Source organism: Pseudomonas sp. 2848 (assembly GCF_003253945.1).
Classification (GTDB): Bacteria; Pseudomonadota; Gammaproteobacteria; order Pseudomonadales; family Pseudomonadaceae; genus Aquipseudomonas.
The window spans coordinates 117,141-134,577 of sequence record NZ_QKZD01000005.1; the positions used below are offsets into that span (position 1 = coordinate 117,141).

Here is a 17,437-nt window from a genome sequence, read left to right on the forward strand (position 1 = left end):
CTCCTTGGAGATCAGGACAGTTCAGGAAAGGCTCAGGCGAGGATACCCGCAGAGCGCCACGAGGAACATCACCGATGTGCAAGGAGACCCTGCAGGTGTGCAAGACCGAACCCGCAGCACACGGTTTTTGCGACGCGGCATGGCCCCAGGATCGCACCCTGGTCGTTGCATTTGCCACCTGCCTGCCCCAAGCTCTGCCGTACTGCCACCCCGGACCGCGAGATGCCCAGACGTCGCCCTCTCCTGATCGCCCTGCTGCTGTTACTCGTGCTGCCCGCGTCGATCGGTTACCTGTGGCGTGACCGCCAACCCGCACCGCCCAGCCTGCCGCCCCACAGCTACGCCAAGGCCCTGCGCCAGGCACACGATGGCCTGCCGGGCGCCGCGCGCGTGCTGTACCAGCAGTTGCAGCGTGACGACCTGCCGCCCATCCGCCGCGCCGCGCTGCATGCCGAACTACCCAACTACCCCTCGCCACAGGCGTTGAAACTGGCCAGCCAGGACCTCGAGCACGCCGACCCATTGGTACGCCGCGCCGCCATCACCAGCATCCGCCGGCTGCTGCCGGCCGCCCAGCGCAGCCTGGTGCTGGGCCCATTGCTGGAAGATGACGAGCAAAGCGTGCGCTTCGCCGCGGTGGACGCCCTGCTAGGTCTCGACCCCGACGCCATCGGCCTGTACTTCGGCCCCTTGCAGGATACCCTGGAGCAGTACGAGCAGACCCTGGAACAACAGCCCGACGACGCTGCCGCCCAGCTGCACCTGGCCCGGCTATACATGCATGAACAAGCCTACGAAGCAGCCTCCAGGGCCCTGCGGCGCAGCCTGGCCGTCACCCCTGAAGGCCTGGACGCCCTGGCCACCCAGGTCCGCCTGCTGGAGCAACAGGGCCAGCACGACGCCTCCCGCGAGGTGCTCGCCAAGGCCCTGGCGCTACGCCCGGACTCCGCGTTCCTGCAATACGAACTGGGCCTGTGGCTGACCCGCCATGAGCAGCAGGAATACGCCCTGCTCGCCCTCTCGCGGGCTGTCGAGCTGGAGCCGGAAAACAACGATTATCGCTACACTCTGGCCATCACCCTGCACCAGCTGGAACAGCTCGATGCCGCGCAAAAGCAGTTGGAGACCGTGCTCAACCGCCAGCCGGCCAATCGCCGGGTGCGGGTACTGCTGATCGAGTACTGGAAGGAAACCGGCCAACTGCAGAATGTCCAGGTACTGCTCGCCGAGCTGGAACGGCAGAACCCGGACGACCCTTTCCTGCAGCAGGGGCTGTGATCACCGGCCTCAGGCCTGCAGCATGTGCTGAATCTGCACCACCAGCTTCTGCAGCGAGAACGGCTTGAACATCAATGCCGTGCCCGGCTGGTCGAGCAGGGCCTGCTCCACCGGATCGGCGGTGAAGCCAGTGATGAACAGGATCTTCTGCTCGGGCTCGATCATGCGCAGCGCCTTGGCCACCTGGCGGCCGCTGAAGCCCCCCGGCAGACCGATATCGGTGATCACCAGATCAAACGGCCCTGCATGCCTGAACTGCCCCAGCGCGCTGTTGGCATCGGGCACATCACACACCTCGAAGCCGCAATCGACCAGCGCCTCCTTCATCAGGCCGCGCAGGTTTTCTTCATCATCGACCAGCAACAACCGTTCACCCCGGACCTGTCGCGGCAGTACATCCCGAGCAGGTCTCTCCGGCAACATCCCCTGGTAGCGCGGAAACATCATCACGACCCGGGCACCTTGGTCGATCGTCGACTCGATCCACATCTGACCGCCCGACTGCTGCACGAAGCCATGCACCATGGGCAGCCCCAGGCCCACCCCCTGCCCCAGGGACTTGGTGGTGAAGAACGGTTCAAATACCCTTGCCAGGTCCTCGCGACTCATGCCTTGGCCGTCGTCCTCGATCTGCAGCGTGACATAGTCCCCCGGCGGCAAGGCTGCCTCCCCCTCGCTGGGCATCGCCAGTCGTTCGTTGGCAGTGCGGATCGTCAGGTTGCCCTTGCCCAGGCAGGCATCGCGGGCGTTGCTGCACAGATGCAAAAGGGCGTTACGTAACGTATCCGGGTCGACCTGCAATGGCCAGGGCGCCACATCCAGCTGCATGTTCAGGCACATCTCGGCGCCCAGGGTCTGGCGCAGCATCGGCTCCGCGTCCTGCAGCAGGTGGTTGATGTTCAGTGGGTTGGGTGACAAGGGTTGGCTACGGGCAAAGGCCAGCAGGTTCTGGGTCAGGCCGATGGCTCGCTGGGCGCATTCGCGGGCCATCCGCACATAATCGTCCACGCGCTCCATCCGCCCTTGGGCGAGGCGTCGTTCGAGCAGTTCCAGGCTGCTGCCGACGCCGGACAATACGTTGTTCATTTCGTGCGCCAGCCCCCCCGCCACCTTTACAACGCCCTCCATGCGCTGGCTGTCACGCACCGCCGCCTCGGCCAGGCGCTGGACCGCATTGCGGTCCTCGGTGATGTCCCTCCCCACCAGTGTCGGCAATGCCTGGTTGGCGCTGCCAGTCCAGCGGAACCAGCAGTAATGGCCGTCGCTATGGCGAACCCGCCCCTCGAAGGGCGGCGCGGTGCGGCCCTGTACAAGCGCCATCAGCGCCAGCTGCGCTTCGGTACGGTCCGCGGGATGGAACAGCTCGGGCAGAGCCACTTGCAACTGCGTTGCCTCCCCCCAGCCCAGAAGCCGATGCCAGGCAGGGTTGGCTGTGCGTACGCTTAGATCGGCCTCAAGCATCAGCATCACATCAGGCGACAACTGCCAGGTATGATCTGGATCGGCCAGGTACTGCGTCAGGCGGGCTTCGAACGACTGCGCCAGCTCGCGCCATTCGTGGCTGGCCCCGACACTGCCAGTGGTCTCGATCAGCGCGTGGAGGAACCCGGCAACCACACCCTGATCGTCGCGGATGGGCGAAAAGCAGCCAGTGACCCACGCCGTCGCAGCGTTACCCTCTCTATGCACCGACAATGGGGCGTCCTCGATCAGACTACCCTGCCCCTGCAACACCTTGAAGACGGTTGCCCCCATGCTCTCCCAGGAATGCTCCCAGAGCGCGTCGAAGGCACGTCCCTGATGGTCGACAACGCCGCCCAGCAGGGCCTGGTAGGCGTCGTTGTGTATGACTGTCAGGGCGGGCCCCCAGACCAACGCACAGGGAAACGGTGACATCAATACCATGTCGACGGCGATGCGCAGGGTGGGCGGCCAGGAGGTCAACGCCCCCAACGGCGTCGCGCTCCAGTCAAAGCCGGCGATGGGCATGCCCTCCTCGACCAGAGAGGATGATGGCGGTGCCAGATGAATGACCTGGACCTCTGCGCCCCGGGCGGTCAGGTCAGTGGCCAATATCTTCGTTCCACAGTTCTGGGTTGGCTTCGATGAACTGGCGCATCAGCGCCTTGCAGGTTTCATCGTCATGCACCTCCAGACGCACGCCCCGGTCGCCGAGCAACTGTTCTTCGCCCATGAAAGTGAAGTTCTCGCCTATAATCACATGCTTGATGCCATACAGCAGGATTGCGCCACTGCACATGGCACAGGGCGACAAGGTGGTATAGAGGGTGGCCTGCTGGTAAACCCGGGCCGGCTGTCGGCCGGCATTTTCCAATGCATCCATTTCACCATGCAGGATGGCGCTGCCCTGCTGCACGCGGCGATTGTGGCCACGGCCGATGATCCTGCCCTCGTGCACCAGTACCGAGCCGATCGGAATGCCGCCTTCCTCGAGCCCCTTGCGGGCCTCGTCGATGGCGGCTTGCATAAATCTGGAAGTGTCCTGTTCCATGGCGTCTCCCGGTAGTGCGTCCACTTTTGCAGCAGCCTAGCACAGCGCCCGTGCCCATGGCGCATTGCGTGGCGGGGGCTATGCTCAAATGGCTTTTGATCTTGCTGGCCAAACGTTTTCCCATGGATTCGACGGGCATGCGCACATGAACAAGAAGCTCCTGGTCGTGCTGACCAATACCGCCAAGTATCCCGATATCAAGCGCGCCACAGGATTGTGGCTGGGCGAGGCCGTGCACTTTGTCGACGCAGTGCAAAAAGCGGGTTTTACCGTCGACTATGTCAGCCCGGCGGGCGGCTATGTACCGATCGACCCGCACAGCCTGCAGATGGCGCCTGACCTGGACTGGCAATGGTACAACGACAAAGCGTTCATGAACCGCCTTGGCGCCACCTTGAGCCCTGGCCAGGTCAAGGCCGACCAGTACAGCGCGATCTACTACACCGGTGGCCACGGGGTGATGTGGGACTTTCCCGACAATCAGCCATTGCAGGAGCTGGCACGGCGCATCCATGAGCACGGCGGCGCGGTCGCCGCGGTGTGCCATGGGGTGGTGGGCCTGCTCAATATCAAGCTCAGCGACAACAGCTTGCTGCTCAAGGGGCGCAAGGTTACCGGCTTTTCCAATACCGAGGAAAAACTGGCTGAGCTGGACAAGGTGGTGCCGTTCCTCACCGAGAACGAACTGGTCGCTCGCGGTGGCGAGTACAGCAAGGCAGACGACCCGTGGGCGGCTTATGTGGTGGAGGACGGCAGCTTGATCACCGGACAGAATCCGGCTTCCAGCACCGAGGTAGCCCAGGCGGTGATCGGCTACCTGAGCAGGCAGCAGTAAACGTTCGCCACAACGCAGCGCGGGGCAAGCCCGCTCCCGTCACCTTCCGGCGCGGGAGCGGGCTTGCCCCGCGAGTGTGTGCTCGACCGATTACTCGACGCTCAACACGCCACGACGCACCTGGTCACGCTCGATCGACTCGAACAGCGCCTTGAAGTTGCCTTCACCGAAGCCGTCATCCCCCTTGCGCTGGATGAACTCGAAGAACACCGGGCCCAGCAGGGTCTCCGAGAAGATCTGCAGCAGCAGGCGTTTGTCGCCGGCCTCGGAGGCACCGTCCAGCAAGATGCCGCGGGCCTGCAGCTGGTCGACCGGCTCGCCATGCCCTGGCAGGCGCTCCTCGAGCATCTCGTAGTAGGTCTGCGGCGGCGCGGTCATGAAGCGCATGCCGAAGCCCTTCAGCGCATCCCACGTCTTGAGCAGGTCGTCGGTGAGGAAGGCGACATGCTGGATGCCCTCGCCGTTGAACTGCATCAGGAACTCTTCGATCTGCCCCGCCCCTTTGGACGATTCCTCGTTGAGCGGGATGCGGATCATGCCGTCCGGCGCGGTCATGGCCTTGGAGGTCAGGCCGGTGTACTCGCCCTTGATGTCGAAGTAACGGATTTCGCGGAAGTTGAACAGTTTCTCGTAGAAGCCGGCCCAGTAGGCCATGCGCCCGCGATAGACGTTATGGGTAAGGTGGTCGATGATCTTCAGGCCCGCACCGACCGGGTTGCGATCCACGCCTTCGATGAACTTGAAGTCGATGTCGTAGATCGAACTGCCCTCTTCGTAGCGGTCGATCAGGTACAGGGGCGCGCCGCCAATACCCTTGATCGCCGGCAGGCGCAGTTCCATCGGGCCGGTCTCGATTTCCACCGGCTGGGCACCCAACTCCAGGGCTCGGGCGTAGGCTTCATGAGCGTTGCGAACGCGGAAGGCCATGCCGCATACCGATGGACCATGCTCGGCAGCGAAGTACGAGGCAATGCTATTGGGCTCATTGTTCAGGATCAGGTTGATGCCACCCTGGCGATACAGGTGCACATCCTTGGAGCGGTGGGTAGCCACCTTGGTGAAACCGAGAATCTGGAATACCGGCTCCAGCACGCCGGGGGTCGGCGAGGCGAGCTCGATGAATTCGAAGCCTTCCAGGCCCATCGGGTTTTCGAAGATATCTGCCATGTTCTTTTCCTCATCTGCAGCGAAAAACGGTTGATTACAGGCTTTCGATGTGGAGATGGCGTGGTGGTGAGCACGGGATCCCGCGCACGCTGCGGGCCAGGAAGTCACCAATGATCAGCTTGAACCCATGGTATGTCATATGGACCCATTCTCGGCGGGCTTGATTCCCCGGGAGGCGGAGAACCTTATTGTTGTATTCGTAAACCGATTCTACATTGCGTAAATTTGTTTGTCGCGCTTTAGTTCGCAGGTTGCTCCGACAAACGGCTATTCTCTGCATCACCTACCACCTCGCAGAAGGTTCACCTGCGCATGCCCTTGACCACCAAACGCCCTGCTCGCTGGAGCTGGCGCGCGCTGCTGCCCTGGCTGATCGGTGTCTTGCCGCTACTGTGCGGGCTGGTGGTGATGCGCTGGCAGATCGACCAGGAGCTGGATGCCGACAGTCGTGTCACGGCTCGCGAAGTGGTGGTCCATATAGAGGCGGTACTCGACAGCTTGTCCAGCACGACACACCACCTGCTGCCCAAGGCCGGCCAGCCCTGCGAACAGGCGCAATTGGCGTTGCGCATAGAAGTCACGCGCAATGCTTTCGTGCGCTCCACCAACCTGTTCGATCGTGACACCCTGTATTGCACCTCGTTGTTTGGTGATTTCGACGAACCGGTCGACGCCAGCAACTACACCGACGGTCAATTGTGGCTGATGGACGGCAACTCCGTCACACCAGGCCAACCGCTGCTGGCCTACCGCGCCAGCCAGGGCGACAAGGGGGCGATCGCCACGGTCGATGGCCGCCACCTGCTCACGGCCCTGCGCCTGATCGGTAAAGACGGCCAGTTGCAAGTGCAGGTCGGCAACCACTGGATGGGCGCCGACGGCCGGGTGCGGGCCGGCACGCCGCCAGTTGCAGCCAGCGCGCCGGTGACGTTCTCTTCCACACACTACCCGTTCAGCGTGCACGGCGGCTTTGGCCCCGACAAGCCCGGCGAGCTGATGCGTTCACGCTATCCTGCGCTGTTGAGTCTGCTGCTGGTGCTTGGGGCGGCGGCCGGTAGCGCCTGTCGCTGGCAGATCCGCCGCGCCAGTTCGCCCCGTGCCGAACTGTCCAGGGCATTGGAGGCCGGCGAGTTCCTGCCGTACTTCCAGCCGGTGGTGCGCAAGGACGACTACCGTTGGGCCGGGGTCGAGGTGCTGATGCGCTGGCAGCACCCCCGCGAAGGGCTGGTGCGCCCCGACCTGTTCATCCCCTACGCCGAGCACAGCGGCCAGATCGTCGCCATGACCCGCGGCTTGATGCTGCACACGGCCCAGGCCCTGGCACCGCATGCGGCGTTGCTCGAGGACGGTTTTCACATCGGCATCAACATCACCGCCGACCACTGTCGCGACCTGGGCCTGCTCGACGACTGCCAGACCTTCCTCCAGCACTTCCCGCCCGGGCGGGTGGTACTGACCCTGGAGTTGACCGAGCGCAAGCTGATCGAACCGACTCCGGTCACCCTTGACCTGTTCGAGAAATTGCACGCCATGGGCGTGATGATCGCCCTGGACGACTTCGGCACCGGCCAATCCAGCCTCAATTACCTGCGCCAGTTCAACGTCGACTACCTGAAGATCGACCAGAGCTTCGTCGCGATGATCGGCGGTGACGCCCTGTCGCAACACATTCTCGATACCATCATCGAGCTGTCGGCCAAGCTGGACCTGGGCATCGTCGCCGAGGGCGTGGAAACCGAGGTGCAGCGCGACTACCTGGCGCGCCATGGCGTGGACTTCCAGCAGGGTTACCTGTTCGCCCGCCCGATGCCCGCCAGCGAGCTGCTGCTGGCCCTGGCCGCCCGCCCGGGCAGCCCGCAGTTGCCGCAAGGCGGTACCCCTGAGATCATGCGCGGCTGATCCACCCGCTCACTTCCCGTTTTCCGAGGCATTCGTGTCAAAAGGCATTATTTCGTCGGTCATGGCGTCCTGTCTGTTCGCCGTGATGTATTTCTATACCTCCTTCCTCAAGCCCCTGGACGGCGAGGAGATCTTCGGCTGGCGGACCCTGCTGACCCTGCCCTGCCTGACGCTGTTCATGCTGGCATCCAGGGACTGGAAGCGAGTCGGCGAGCTGCTCGGGCGGGTGCGTCGCACGCCGCTGCTGTTGCTCGGCATGGTCGGCACCTCGTGGTTGATGGGCGTGCAGTTGTGGCTGTTCCTCTGGGCGCCGCTGCACGGGCGCAGCCTGGAGGTATCGATGGGCTACTTCCTGTTGCCGCTGGCCATGGTGCTGACCGGGCGCGTGGTCTATGGCGAGCGCCTGTCGCGCCTGCAGAAGGTCGCGGTGAGCTTTGCCGCGCTGGGGGTTGGCCACGAGCTGTACCAGCACGGCAGTTTTGCCTGGGAAACCCTGCTGGTGATGATTGGCTACCCGATCTACTTCGTCCTGCGGCGGCGTTGCCGCACCGACCACCTGGGCGGCCTGTGGTGCGACATGTGCTTGTTACTACCCTGGGCCTTGTACTTCGTCATCCAGGGCCCGCTGTCGGCAACCGATCTGGCCGAGCATCCAGGCCTGTACGGCCTGATCCCACTGCTCGGGGCGATCAGCGCCTGCGCCCTGATCGCCTACGTGCTGGCCAGCCGCCTGCTGCCGTTCAGCCTGTTCGGCCTGCTCAGCTACGTCGAGCCGGTGTTGCTGGTAGGCGTGGCCCTGCTACTGGGCGAGACCATCGGCCCCGACCAGTGGCTGACCTACCTGCCGATCTGGGCCGCAGTGCTGGTACTGGTGCTCGAGGGCTTCAAGCACCTGCTGCGCCAGCGTCGGCGTTCGGTGTAAGGCGTACCTGGCGGACCCGGCGCTCCTCCACCGCCACCACGGTCATGGTCCAGCCATTCCAGGCCAGGTGATCACCCACCACCGGCAAGCGGTCCAGCAAGCTCATCACCAAGCCCGCCAGGGTCTGGTAGTCCTCGGTGGCACGGGCGGCAAAGCCGGTGCGCGCCTGGACCTGGGCCAGGTTCAAGGCACCGCTGACCACAAAACCGTCCGCCTCCTCGATCACACCTGGCCCCTCCACCTCGCTTGCGTCCGGCAGTTCGCCGGCAATCGACTCGAGAATATCGGTCATGGTCAACACACCGGTAAAGTCACCGAACTCGTTGACCACGAAGGCGATGTGCGTCGACTGCCCGCGCATCTGCTCCAAGGCGTTAAGGATGCTGAAGCTCTCCAGCAGGTTCAGCGGCGCACGGGCCAGGGCTTCCAGGTCGGGCTGGCTGCCGGACAGCAGTTCCTTGAGCAGCTCCTTCTTGTGCACGAAGCCCAGCGGTTCCTCGATGCGACCGTCACGGATCAGCGGCAGGCGCGAGTACGGCGAGTTGACCAGCGCCTGGGTGATGGTTTCGGCCGGCTGCGACAGGTCGATGGCATCGACCTTGGCCCGTGCCGTCATCACCGTGCGGATCGGCCGCTCGGCCAGGTTCAGCACACCACTGATCATCACCCGCTCACGGCGGTCGAACACCACCTGTTCTTCGCCCCCCTCGACCAGGTCGGCGATTTCCTCGCCCACCTCGTCAGCCGCCACCCGGCGCCCGCCCATCAGGCGCAGCACGGCATGTGCGGTACGCTCACGCAGCGGCCGGTGCTGCTGCACGCTGCGCTTGCGGCGGGCACGGGCCAACTGGTTGAACAGCTCGATCAGCAACGAGAAGCCAATGGCCGCGTACAGGTAGCCTTTGGGGATATGGAAGCCCAGGCCTTCGGCAGTAAGGCTGAAGCCGATCATCATCAGGAAGCCCAGGCACAGCATGATCACTGTTGGGTGGGCGTTGACGAAACGGGTCAGCGGTTTACTGGCGACGATCATGATGCCGATGGAGAAGATCACCGCGATCATCATCACCGACAAATGTTCGACCATGCCCACGGCCGTGATCACCGCATCCAGTGAGAACACCGCATCCAGCACGACGATCTGCGCCACGATCGGCCAGAACGCGGCATGGCGGGTCACGGCGCCGCTTTGGGCAACATGGCCCTCGAGGCGTTCGTGCAGTTCCATGGTGGCCTTGAACAACAGGAACACACCACCGAACAGCATGATCAGGTCACGGCCGGAGAAGGTCTTGCCGAACACCTCGATCAGCGGCGCGGTTAGGGTCACCATCCACGAGATGCTGGCCAGCAGGCCAAGACGCATGATCAGCGCCAACGACAGGCCGATCACCCGTGCGCGGTCGCGCTGGTGCGGCGGCAGCTTGTCGGCAAGGATGGCGATGAACACCAGGTTGTCGATACCCAGCACCAGCTCGAGGACGATAAGCGTCAACAGGCCCAGCCAGGCCGTGGGGTCGGCTAGCCATTCCATTAGCGGGTACTCACAGGGGATGCGTCACGAGGACGAGGGAGGGAAGGCCGGGACGGCCAGGGACTGGGGGGCTCCGCGAAGGTGCTCATAGGGACCTTGATAACAATTAGGGACGAGGATCCTACAATCGAAGCAGAATTTTCTGATAGCGCAAAACTATTACAAAAGCTGTACCACTCAACAGCCACTGACGCCTCACGCAAGGTCACTACATGATTGAACGCTTGCGCGCGCAAATACCGAAGGCCACATCGCCGATGTAGATAGCCTGCGACTGTCGACGCTCGGTATCCAACCGCGCCTGCAGCGTGTCGATGCCCACCTGGCGCGCCGTGGCCACGCCATGGGCGATGATCCGCGGCAGGCAAGCGCGGATGATCTCGCCCAGCGGATACGCGTTGTCGGGCGTCTGCACCAGGCATTCGGCACGCAGGTCCTCGACCATCAGCCCCGCCTCGCTGAACACACGGTGCAGGTTGAAGCCGATCTGCAGGTCCGCTCCCTCATGGGCAAGCATGCGCCTCAACCATTGCTGGGCCTTGTGGTGCAACGGGAATGACGCCTGGCTGGCCGGGGCCAGGCTGCCATCGTGCTCCTGGAAGATCATCAGCCCGCCAGGTAGCAGGGGTCGGACCAACGCGCGCAACACCTTCACCGGGTCCGCCTGGTACATCAACACCCGTCGCCCGACAATGGCGTCAAACAACCCCAGTGTTGCGGGCAGCGCACATAGTTCGGCAGCCACGAACTCAGGTACCGCCGCCCCTTTGCGGCTTCCACGCTGGCGCGCGATCTCCAGGGCAGCAGCCGCCCGGTCGATACCCACCACCGCGCCGTCGTCGCCTACCAGGCCGGCCAGCAGCCAGCTCACGTCGCCACTGCCGCAACCGACATCGAGCACGCGCATGCCGGGGCCGATACCCGCATCAACCAGCAAGCGCGTGGTGAAATCCGCTTTAGCAAGTGCCATGCCATGCTCCTTCCCAGAGGCGCCAGTGTGCAGAGCAAAGGGGCACGCGCACAAGACTGGCCTAGACTAGTATTTGCAAAACACCATACTAGAGCCACCCGCCACCCTAGGCCCCGAGCACTACCATGGTCACCGACCCACTGCTGGACAGTTGGCACCACAACGCCCAGGCCTGGATCGAGGCCGTACGCTCCGGCGCCATCGAGTCCCGCCGCCAGGTCACCGACCAGGCGGTACTCCTGGCCGTGCTCGGTCGCCAGCCTGATCGGGTGCTGGATCTGGGCTGCGGTGAGGGTTGGCTGCTCCGTGCCCTGGCCGCAAGGGGCATCGATGCGGTCGGGGTAGATGGCGATGCGACCCTGGTCGCCGCCGCACGGGAAGCAGGGTCGGCGCAGGTCCACCTGGCCAGCTATGAACAGGTGATCGCAGGCGTGCCGGACATCGGCCACGATCATGACCTGATCTGCGCCAACTTCGCCCTGCTGCAGCAAGACATCATTCCCCTGCTTACGGCCATGCGAGATCTGCTGCGGCCCGCCGGCACGCTGCTGATCCAGACCCTGCACCCCTGGACGGCAGCCGCCGGCTACTACCAGGATGGCTGGCGCGAGGAGTCATTCGTCGGCTTCGCCGGCGACTGGCGCCCGATGCCATGGTACTTCCGCACCCTCGGCAGCTGGCTGAAGGCACTGGAGCTGGCGGGCTTCAACCTGGTCGAACTGCAGGAGCCGCAACATCCGCAGAGCCAGGTGCCGCAATCGCTGCTGCTGATCGCGCGCAAGGCAGCCTGACCCCTGCGGCCTCTCGTCGCAGCCTTTTCCCTCTTGGCAAATCCTGTACAGGCCTTAAAATCCCGCCTCCTTTTCGCCCGTCGCCCCAACCGGTGGCAAGCCCCCGCAAAGACCGCGTCCGTGCCTCACACATCGCGCATGTGCCACAGGCTCAACCGCCCCGCCCGGCCTTCACCCAACAGGCCCCGCGGTTGACTCTTGCCAAGCTCGCATCCCGCCCAGGCCGCACTGTACGTCGCTGTTCGGCACGTGCAGCCGAAAAGGCGCATCTGAGCTCTTTCCAACCTTGAGGTAACTATGTCTGTGCGTTTGCTGGCGATGGCGCTGGCACCCCTGCTCGGCCTGTTCATCATTGCCCTGGGCAATGGCGTGCTGTCTTCCCTGACCACCCTGCGCCTTGGCGCCGCCGGCGAGTCGGCGACCATGATCGGCGTGGTGTCCTCGGCCTACTTCATCGGCCTGACCCTGGGCGCGATCTTCAACGACCGGCTGATCCTGCGCATCGGTCACATCCGCGCCTACAGCAGCTTCGCTGCCTTGATCGGCGCAACCATCCTGCTCCAGGGCTTGTTCTACGACACCACCTGGTGGTTCGTGCTGCGGCTGATCAACGGCTGGGCGGCGGTCGGCGTGTTCCTGGTGATCGAGAGCTGGCTGCTGCTGGCCGGTGACGCGAAGATCCGAGGGCGCCTGCTGGCGCTGTACATGATCGCCTTCTATGGCGCCGGGGTGATCGCCCAGGCCGCCCTGGGCGAGGTTACCGGGTGGGGCGAGACCGCGCCGTTCATGGTCGCCGGCATGCTCGCCACACTGTCGGTGCTGCCGATCGTGATCCTGCCACGGGTATCGCCGCTGCTGGATCAGGTCGAGCCGCTCAAGCCCCGGCAGCTGCTGGGCGTGGCGCCGACCGGGCTGGTCGGCTGTTTCGGCTCGGGGGTCGCCATCGCCGGGATCTACGCCTTGCTACCGCTGTACCTGCAACGCATCGGCCTGGACGTTGGCGAGATCGGCGACATGATGGCCTGGGTGATCCTCGGCGCCATGCTGTTGCAATACCCAGTCGGGCGCTGGTCCGACCGCAAGGACCGCCAGGACGTGCTGATCGCCCTGGCCGCCCTGTGCACCGTGCTGTCGCTGCTGTTCGTGCTGCTGCCAGCCGACACCGTGCTGCTGCCGGCCTTGCTGTTCCTGCTCGGTGGCGGTGTGTTCGCGCTGTACCCGGTGGCCGTCAGCAGCGCCGCCGACCGCGCCCCGGCCGACGCGTTGGTGCCGATGATCCAGGGGCTGCTGCTGATCAACTCGCTGGGCTCGGCCATGGCCCCGCTGGCCATTTCGCCGATGATGACCGCCTACGGCGAAGTCGGCCTGTTCTGGGCCTTCGCCGTGATCAACCTGGCCATGGTCGGCTTCTTCTTATGGCGTCGCGGCAAGCGCCCGGCACCGGAGCACCCGGCGCCGTTCGCGCCCACAGCGACCTTCTCGCCAACCGGCGCGGAACTGCGGGTGACCGAGGACCTGATGCACGCGGCGCAGGAGCATCCGACGCTGGAGGCGATGGATGCCATGCCCGGCCAACAGGCGCCTCGTCCTGACGCCCACTGACGCCTGATGCCAAGGACCGCCCGTCGCTTGACGGGCACCTTGGAGCCATCGTGGCAGCCCAACCATGACAGTCATCCGACAGGAGATTCATCATGGTCAATCCACGTACCCTCGCCTTGCTGCTGGCCCTGATGCTGGGCAGCACCGCCCCCCTCGCCCTCGCGGCCACCGACATGAACGGGAGCGGCACGCACAAAGAGCACACTTCCGAGCAAGGCAAGACCGCCGGTGAAGGCAGCAGCGTAAATACCCCGGGCAGTAGCAACGACAATGACAGCAGTGACACCGGGACTAATTCCGATGCTGCCGACGGCGCTGCCGGTGGCTCCAATAACACGGGGGAAGCCACCGGCAGCGGCGCCGGGGCCTCTGGTGGCAGCGCCGAGGATCAGGACAGCCGGTGACCCGCGAAACGCGCGGATTTCAGCGCCAGTACCGGGGCTCGTCCACCACTCGCTGGTGCTCGGCGAACAACAACGGCAGCTGCTCCTTGAGAAAGTCCAGCCAGGTACGCACCTTGGCGTCCAAGTAATGCCGTGACGGATAGATCGCATAGATCTCGCGCTGGCGCAGCCGATGCGGCGCCAGCAACCGGCACAGGCGCCCTTCCTGCATGGCCTGGCTCGCCGAGTAGTACGGCAGCAAGCCCACCCCCATGCCCAGTTCGGTGGCCTTGAGCATGGCGTCTGCGACGTTGGTGAGGAAGGTGTCCTGAGGCACGATCACGCAATTGTCGGGGTGGCCTTCGAACGACCAGTCCTCCTCGAACAGCGGGTCGACGGTGCGCAGGCAGACGTGCCCGTGCAAGTCCTCGGGGCGCTCGGGTACGCCGTGGCGGGCAAGGTAATCCGGGGAGGCGCACAGGATGCTGTGGATGCTGCCCAGCGGGATGGCGATCAGCTGCGAGTCCGGCAGCCCCTGGCCGATGGTGATCACCACGTCGTGCCCCTCGGCCAGCGGGTCGGGGTTGCGCTGCGACAGGGTCAGCTCCATTACCACTTCCGGGCAGGTCGCGTTGTAGCGCGCCACCAGCGGCATCATCAACAGCCCCAGGCCATGGGTGCAGTGAAAGCGCAGGCGGCCACGGGGCGTGAGGTGGGCCCCACGGGCCTCGTCCACGGCCTCTTCGGTAAGCAGCATGATCTGCCGGGTGCGCTCGAGAAAGCGCTCGCCCGCCTCGCTCATGCGCAGGCGCCGGGTGGTGCGGTGCAGCAGGCGGGTCTGCAACTGGTTCTCGAGCTCGGCGACGATCCGCGACACCTGCGCGGCGGAAATATCCAAGGCCTGGGCCGCCCCGGCGAAACTGCCACACTCCACTACCCGGGCGAAGGTTCGCATCGCATGCAGCATGTCCATGGGCGGGCACCCTCATTCATACATGAAAGGCAGGAATCTATCACGGGATAGCCCATTTATTGTGAAACACAAATGAATGGATCATTAGCTATCCGCAAAAATATGAGGTACCTGTCATGAAACGTTCGATTGCCCTGCTCGCCCTCAGCGCCACCCTCGCCTCGTTCGGCGCCTTTGCCGACAACAGCCCCAGCACCTACGAATACGGCATGCCGCTGGACATCGCCAAGGTCATTTCGATTACTCCGGCCAGCAACGACGCCGATTGCCAGGTCGGTACCGCGCACATGGTCTACGTCGACCACCAGGGCCAGACCCGCGAAGTCGACTACCGCCAGATGGGCAACTGCTCGCAGCTGTAACCCCATGGCAAAAATACCAGCCATCTTGCTGAAAGTGCATTTGCCCGCCTGACGCGGCGCCGCATGATCTGCCGGGACAACAACAAGAACGTCCCGGACCATGAATACGCTCGATACCCCCGCCGCCGCGCCGGCACATGCTACGTCCGCCCGCATCACCTGGCGGCTGATGCCGCTGCTGCTGGTGTGCTACCTGTTCGCCCACCTGGACCGCATCAACATCGGCTTCGCCAAGATGCAGATGAGCGCCGACCTGGGCTTTTCCGATACCGTCTACGGCCTGGGCGCCGGCCTGTTCTTCATCGCCTACGCGCTGTTTGGCGTGCCCAGCAACCTGGCCCTGGAGCGGGTCGGCCCGCGACGCTGGATCGCCACCCTGATGGTGACCTGGGGGCTGTTGTCCACCGCCATGATGTGGGTGCAGGAGGCAGCCGGCTTCTATGCCTTGCGCTTTCTCCTGGGAGTGGCCGAGGCCGGTTTCTTCCCCGGCATCCTCGTGGTGCTCAATCGCTGGTATCCAGCCCGGCGCCGCGCCCAGATCACGGCGTTGTTCGCCATCGCCGTGCCCTTGGCCGGAGTGGTCGGCGGGCCATTGTCCGGCGGCATCCTGCAGGCGTTTCACGATCAGGGCGGCATGAGGGGCTGGCAGTGGATGTTCCTGATCGAGGGGCTGCCGGTGGTGCTGCTCGGGCTGATGGTGCTCAAGGCCCTGCCGGACAACTTCGAGCAGGTGGCTTGGCTCACCGCCGATCAGAAGCATGCAATGCACGAGGAAATGGCCCGCGAGGAACGGCACAAGCCGATCGACTCGATGCGCGGGCTGCTGGGCGACGCCCATGTCTGGTTGCTGGTGGCGATCTATTTCGCGGTGATGCTGGCAGTCAACACCCTGGCCTTCTGGATGCCCAGCCTGATCCACGGCGCCGGCATCGGCAGCGATGGCCAGGTCGGCCTGCTCAGCGCCATCCCTTATCTGGCCGGTTGTCTGTTCATGCTCGGCTGCGGACGCTCGTCCGACCGTCACCGCGAACGCCGCTGGCACCTGTGCGGGCCGTTGCTGATGGCCGCCGCCGGCATCGCCCTGGCCGGATGGGCGCCGGACAACGCCTTGCTGGTGATGAGTGGGCTGGTGGTCGCGGGTATGGGCGCCAGCGCGGCGCTGCCGATGTTCTGGCAACTGCCGCCGGCCTTCCTGGCGGGCGGCGCCCAGGCCGCCGGTATCGCCATGATCAGCTCGTTCGGCAGTATCGCCTCGTTCGCCGCGCCCTACCTGATCGGCTGGATGCGCGACAGCACCGCCAGCCCTGGCCTGGCCTTGCAGGTACTGGCCGTGGCCATCGTGCTAGGTGCCGCGCTGGTGATGAAAGTGCCAGCCGGCGTGGTCAACCCAAAGTGAGGTGCTTCACGCCAGTAACTGGGTAATCCACTGCGCCTGACGGGTAATGTCGCGCACCTTGTCCTCGGGCACCGGCTGGCGCGCCCGGGCGAAGTTGGCCAGGGTCTGGTGTTTCTGGCGCAGCATGCGTTGCCACTTGAACAGGAACGCCGGGCTGCGTGCCTGCATCAGCAGCGGGCCGAAGTACAGCTGCTCGGCGCTGTAGCTGACCGACTCGGCACGTTCGGCGACGATGACTTCATAGTCGAAACGGTTTTCCCGCAGCACTTCCTCGCAGACGATCCGATAACCATTGTCCATCAGCCACTGGCGCAGCGCCTGTTCACCGCCGTTGGGTTGCAGGACCAACCGCTCATGTCCGCCCAGGTGCTGCTTGCCGGCCTCGAGGATGTCGCGAATGGTCTCGCCACCCATGCCGCAGATACTGACTGCGGTGATGCCATCATGTGGCTCGATGGCTGCCAGGCCACTGGCATGGCGCACGGTGATGCGGTCTTCCAGGCCGTTGTCGCGCACGGTGCGCTGCGCGGCCTGGTACGGCGTCAGCGCCACTTCACCGGCCACGGCCGCGACAATCGCGCCCCGACGCGCCAGCGCCACCGGCAGGTAGCCATGGTCCGAGCCGATATCGGCCAGTCGCGCACCCGCCGGCACATGGGCTGCCACGCGCTCCAGGCGCATGGACAATGTGTGTTCGTTCAACGCAAGCCTCTTTTCACGACCAGGGCCCGACGCCTGTGGCCGGGTGGGGCGCGATTCTGCCGGTCCCGGCCAGGTATTTCAAATGCCCTCGACCGACCGCCCTGCCTCGAC

The 17,437-nt window shown here is 64.6% G+C and carries 16 protein-coding genes; 9 read left to right on the plus strand and 7 right to left on the minus strand.

Features of this window, described 5'->3' with window-relative positions; genetic code table 11:
• The first annotated feature begins 222 nt into the window (after positions 1-222).
• Positions 223-1,278: a HEAT repeat domain-containing protein gene (locus tag DFS21_RS11725; RefSeq protein ID WP_111532356.1), complete on the plus strand. Its 1,056-nt coding sequence runs from the start codon at positions 223-225 to the stop codon at positions 1,276-1,278.
• A gap of 9 nt (positions 1,279-1,287) precedes the next feature.
• Here DFS21_RS11725 and DFS21_RS11730 read toward each other — a convergent pair whose 3' ends face one another.
• Together DFS21_RS11730 and DFS21_RS11735 are read right to left on the minus strand one after the other, a co-directional pair.
• Positions 1,288-3,267 (minus strand): PAS domain-containing sensor histidine kinase, encoded by a 1,980-nt coding sequence (locus DFS21_RS11730; protein ID WP_110699259.1) that lies wholly within the window; start codon positions 3,265-3,267, stop codon positions 1,288-1,290.
• A 73-nt stretch (positions 3,268-3,340) separates the two neighbouring features.
• Positions 3,341-3,790 carry a nucleoside deaminase gene (locus DFS21_RS11735; protein ID WP_110699261.1) on the minus strand — a complete coding sequence of 150 codons (450 nt, stop codon included), beginning with the start codon at positions 3,788-3,790 and terminating at the stop codon, positions 3,341-3,343.
• 145 nt (positions 3,791-3,935) lie between these two features.
• On the opposite strand from DFS21_RS11735, the gene DFS21_RS11740 reads away from it, so the two are divergent.
• On the plus strand, positions 3,936-4,625 hold the full coding sequence (locus DFS21_RS11740) for a type 1 glutamine amidotransferase domain-containing protein (RefSeq protein ID WP_110699263.1): 690 nt from the start codon (positions 3,936-3,938) through the stop codon (positions 4,623-4,625).
• A 90-nt stretch (positions 4,626-4,715) separates the two neighbouring features.
• Here DFS21_RS11740 and hppD read toward each other — a convergent pair whose 3' ends face one another.
• Entirely contained in the window at positions 4,716-5,792 is a 1,077-nt protein-coding gene (gene hppD / locus DFS21_RS11745) for a 4-hydroxyphenylpyruvate dioxygenase (protein WP_110699265.1), read from the minus strand.
• Positions 5,793-6,104: 312 nt separating this feature from the next.
• Between hppD and DFS21_RS11750 the strand changes: the two genes are divergently transcribed.
• Both DFS21_RS11750 and rarD read left to right on the plus strand, forming a co-directional pair.
• Positions 6,105-7,691 (plus strand): cyclic diguanylate phosphodiesterase, encoded by a 1,587-nt coding sequence (locus DFS21_RS11750; RefSeq protein WP_110699267.1) that lies wholly within the window; start codon positions 6,105-6,107, stop codon positions 7,689-7,691.
• A 34-nt stretch (positions 7,692-7,725) separates the two neighbouring features.
• A complete protein-coding gene (rarD, locus tag DFS21_RS11755) occupies positions 7,726-8,613 on the plus strand; it encodes an EamA family transporter RarD (protein WP_110699269.1) in 888 nt (295 codons plus the stop codon).
• Here the strand turns inward: rarD and DFS21_RS11760 are convergent.
• Together DFS21_RS11760 and DFS21_RS11765 are read right to left on the minus strand one after the other, a co-directional pair.
• A complete protein-coding gene (locus tag DFS21_RS11760) occupies positions 8,576-10,147 on the minus strand; it encodes a TerC family protein (RefSeq protein ID WP_111532357.1) in 1,572 nt (523 codons plus the stop codon). The genes rarD and DFS21_RS11760 overlap by 38 nt on opposite strands.
• A 208-nt stretch (positions 10,148-10,355) precedes the next feature.
• On the minus strand, positions 10,356-11,117 hold the full coding sequence (locus tag DFS21_RS11765; protein ID WP_111532358.1) for a methyltransferase domain-containing protein: 762 nt from the start codon (positions 11,115-11,117) through the stop codon (positions 10,356-10,358).
• A gap of 125 nt (positions 11,118-11,242) precedes the next feature.
• Between DFS21_RS11765 and DFS21_RS11770 the strand changes: the two genes are divergently transcribed.
• The 3 genes from DFS21_RS11770 (at position 11,243) to DFS21_RS11780 (ending at position 13,914) form a co-directional block, all read left to right on the plus strand.
• Complete coding sequence (locus DFS21_RS11770) at positions 11,243-11,908, plus strand: bifunctional 2-polyprenyl-6-hydroxyphenol methylase/3-demethylubiquinol 3-O-methyltransferase UbiG (protein WP_111532359.1); 666 nt, start codon at positions 11,243-11,245, stop codon at positions 11,906-11,908.
• Positions 11,909-12,205: 297 nt separating this feature from the next.
• Positions 12,206-13,510 carry an MFS transporter gene (locus DFS21_RS11775; protein WP_110699277.1) on the plus strand — a complete coding sequence of 435 codons (1,305 nt, stop codon included), beginning with the start codon at positions 12,206-12,208 and terminating at the stop codon, positions 13,508-13,510.
• Positions 13,511-13,602: 92 nt separating this feature from the next.
• Positions 13,603-13,914: a hypothetical protein gene (locus DFS21_RS11780; RefSeq protein WP_110699279.1), complete on the plus strand. Its 312-nt coding sequence runs from the start codon at positions 13,603-13,605 to the stop codon at positions 13,912-13,914.
• A 19-nt stretch (positions 13,915-13,933) separates the two neighbouring features.
• Here DFS21_RS11780 and DFS21_RS11785 read toward each other — a convergent pair whose 3' ends face one another.
• Entirely contained in the window at positions 13,934-14,866 is a 933-nt protein-coding gene (locus DFS21_RS11785; RefSeq protein ID WP_046855759.1) for a LysR family transcriptional regulator, read from the minus strand.
• A gap of 116 nt (positions 14,867-14,982) precedes the next feature.
• On the opposite strand from DFS21_RS11785, the gene DFS21_RS11790 reads away from it, so the two are divergent.
• Together DFS21_RS11790 and DFS21_RS11795 are read left to right on the plus strand one after the other, a co-directional pair.
• Entirely contained in the window at positions 14,983-15,228 is a 246-nt protein-coding gene (locus DFS21_RS11790) for a DUF2790 domain-containing protein (RefSeq protein WP_046855760.1), read from the plus strand.
• Between the two features lie 100 nt (positions 15,229-15,328).
• On the plus strand, positions 15,329-16,624 hold the full coding sequence (locus DFS21_RS11795) for an MFS transporter (protein ID WP_111532360.1): 1,296 nt from the start codon (positions 15,329-15,331) through the stop codon (positions 16,622-16,624).
• Positions 16,625-16,630: 6 nt separating this feature from the next.
• On the opposite strand, the gene DFS21_RS11800 is transcribed toward DFS21_RS11795, so the two are convergent.
• Positions 16,631-17,326 (minus strand): tRNA (adenine(22)-N(1))-methyltransferase TrmK, encoded by a 696-nt coding sequence (locus DFS21_RS11800; RefSeq protein ID WP_305888033.1) that lies wholly within the window; start codon positions 17,324-17,326, stop codon positions 16,631-16,633.
• Between the last annotated feature and the right edge of the window lie 111 nt (positions 17,327-17,437).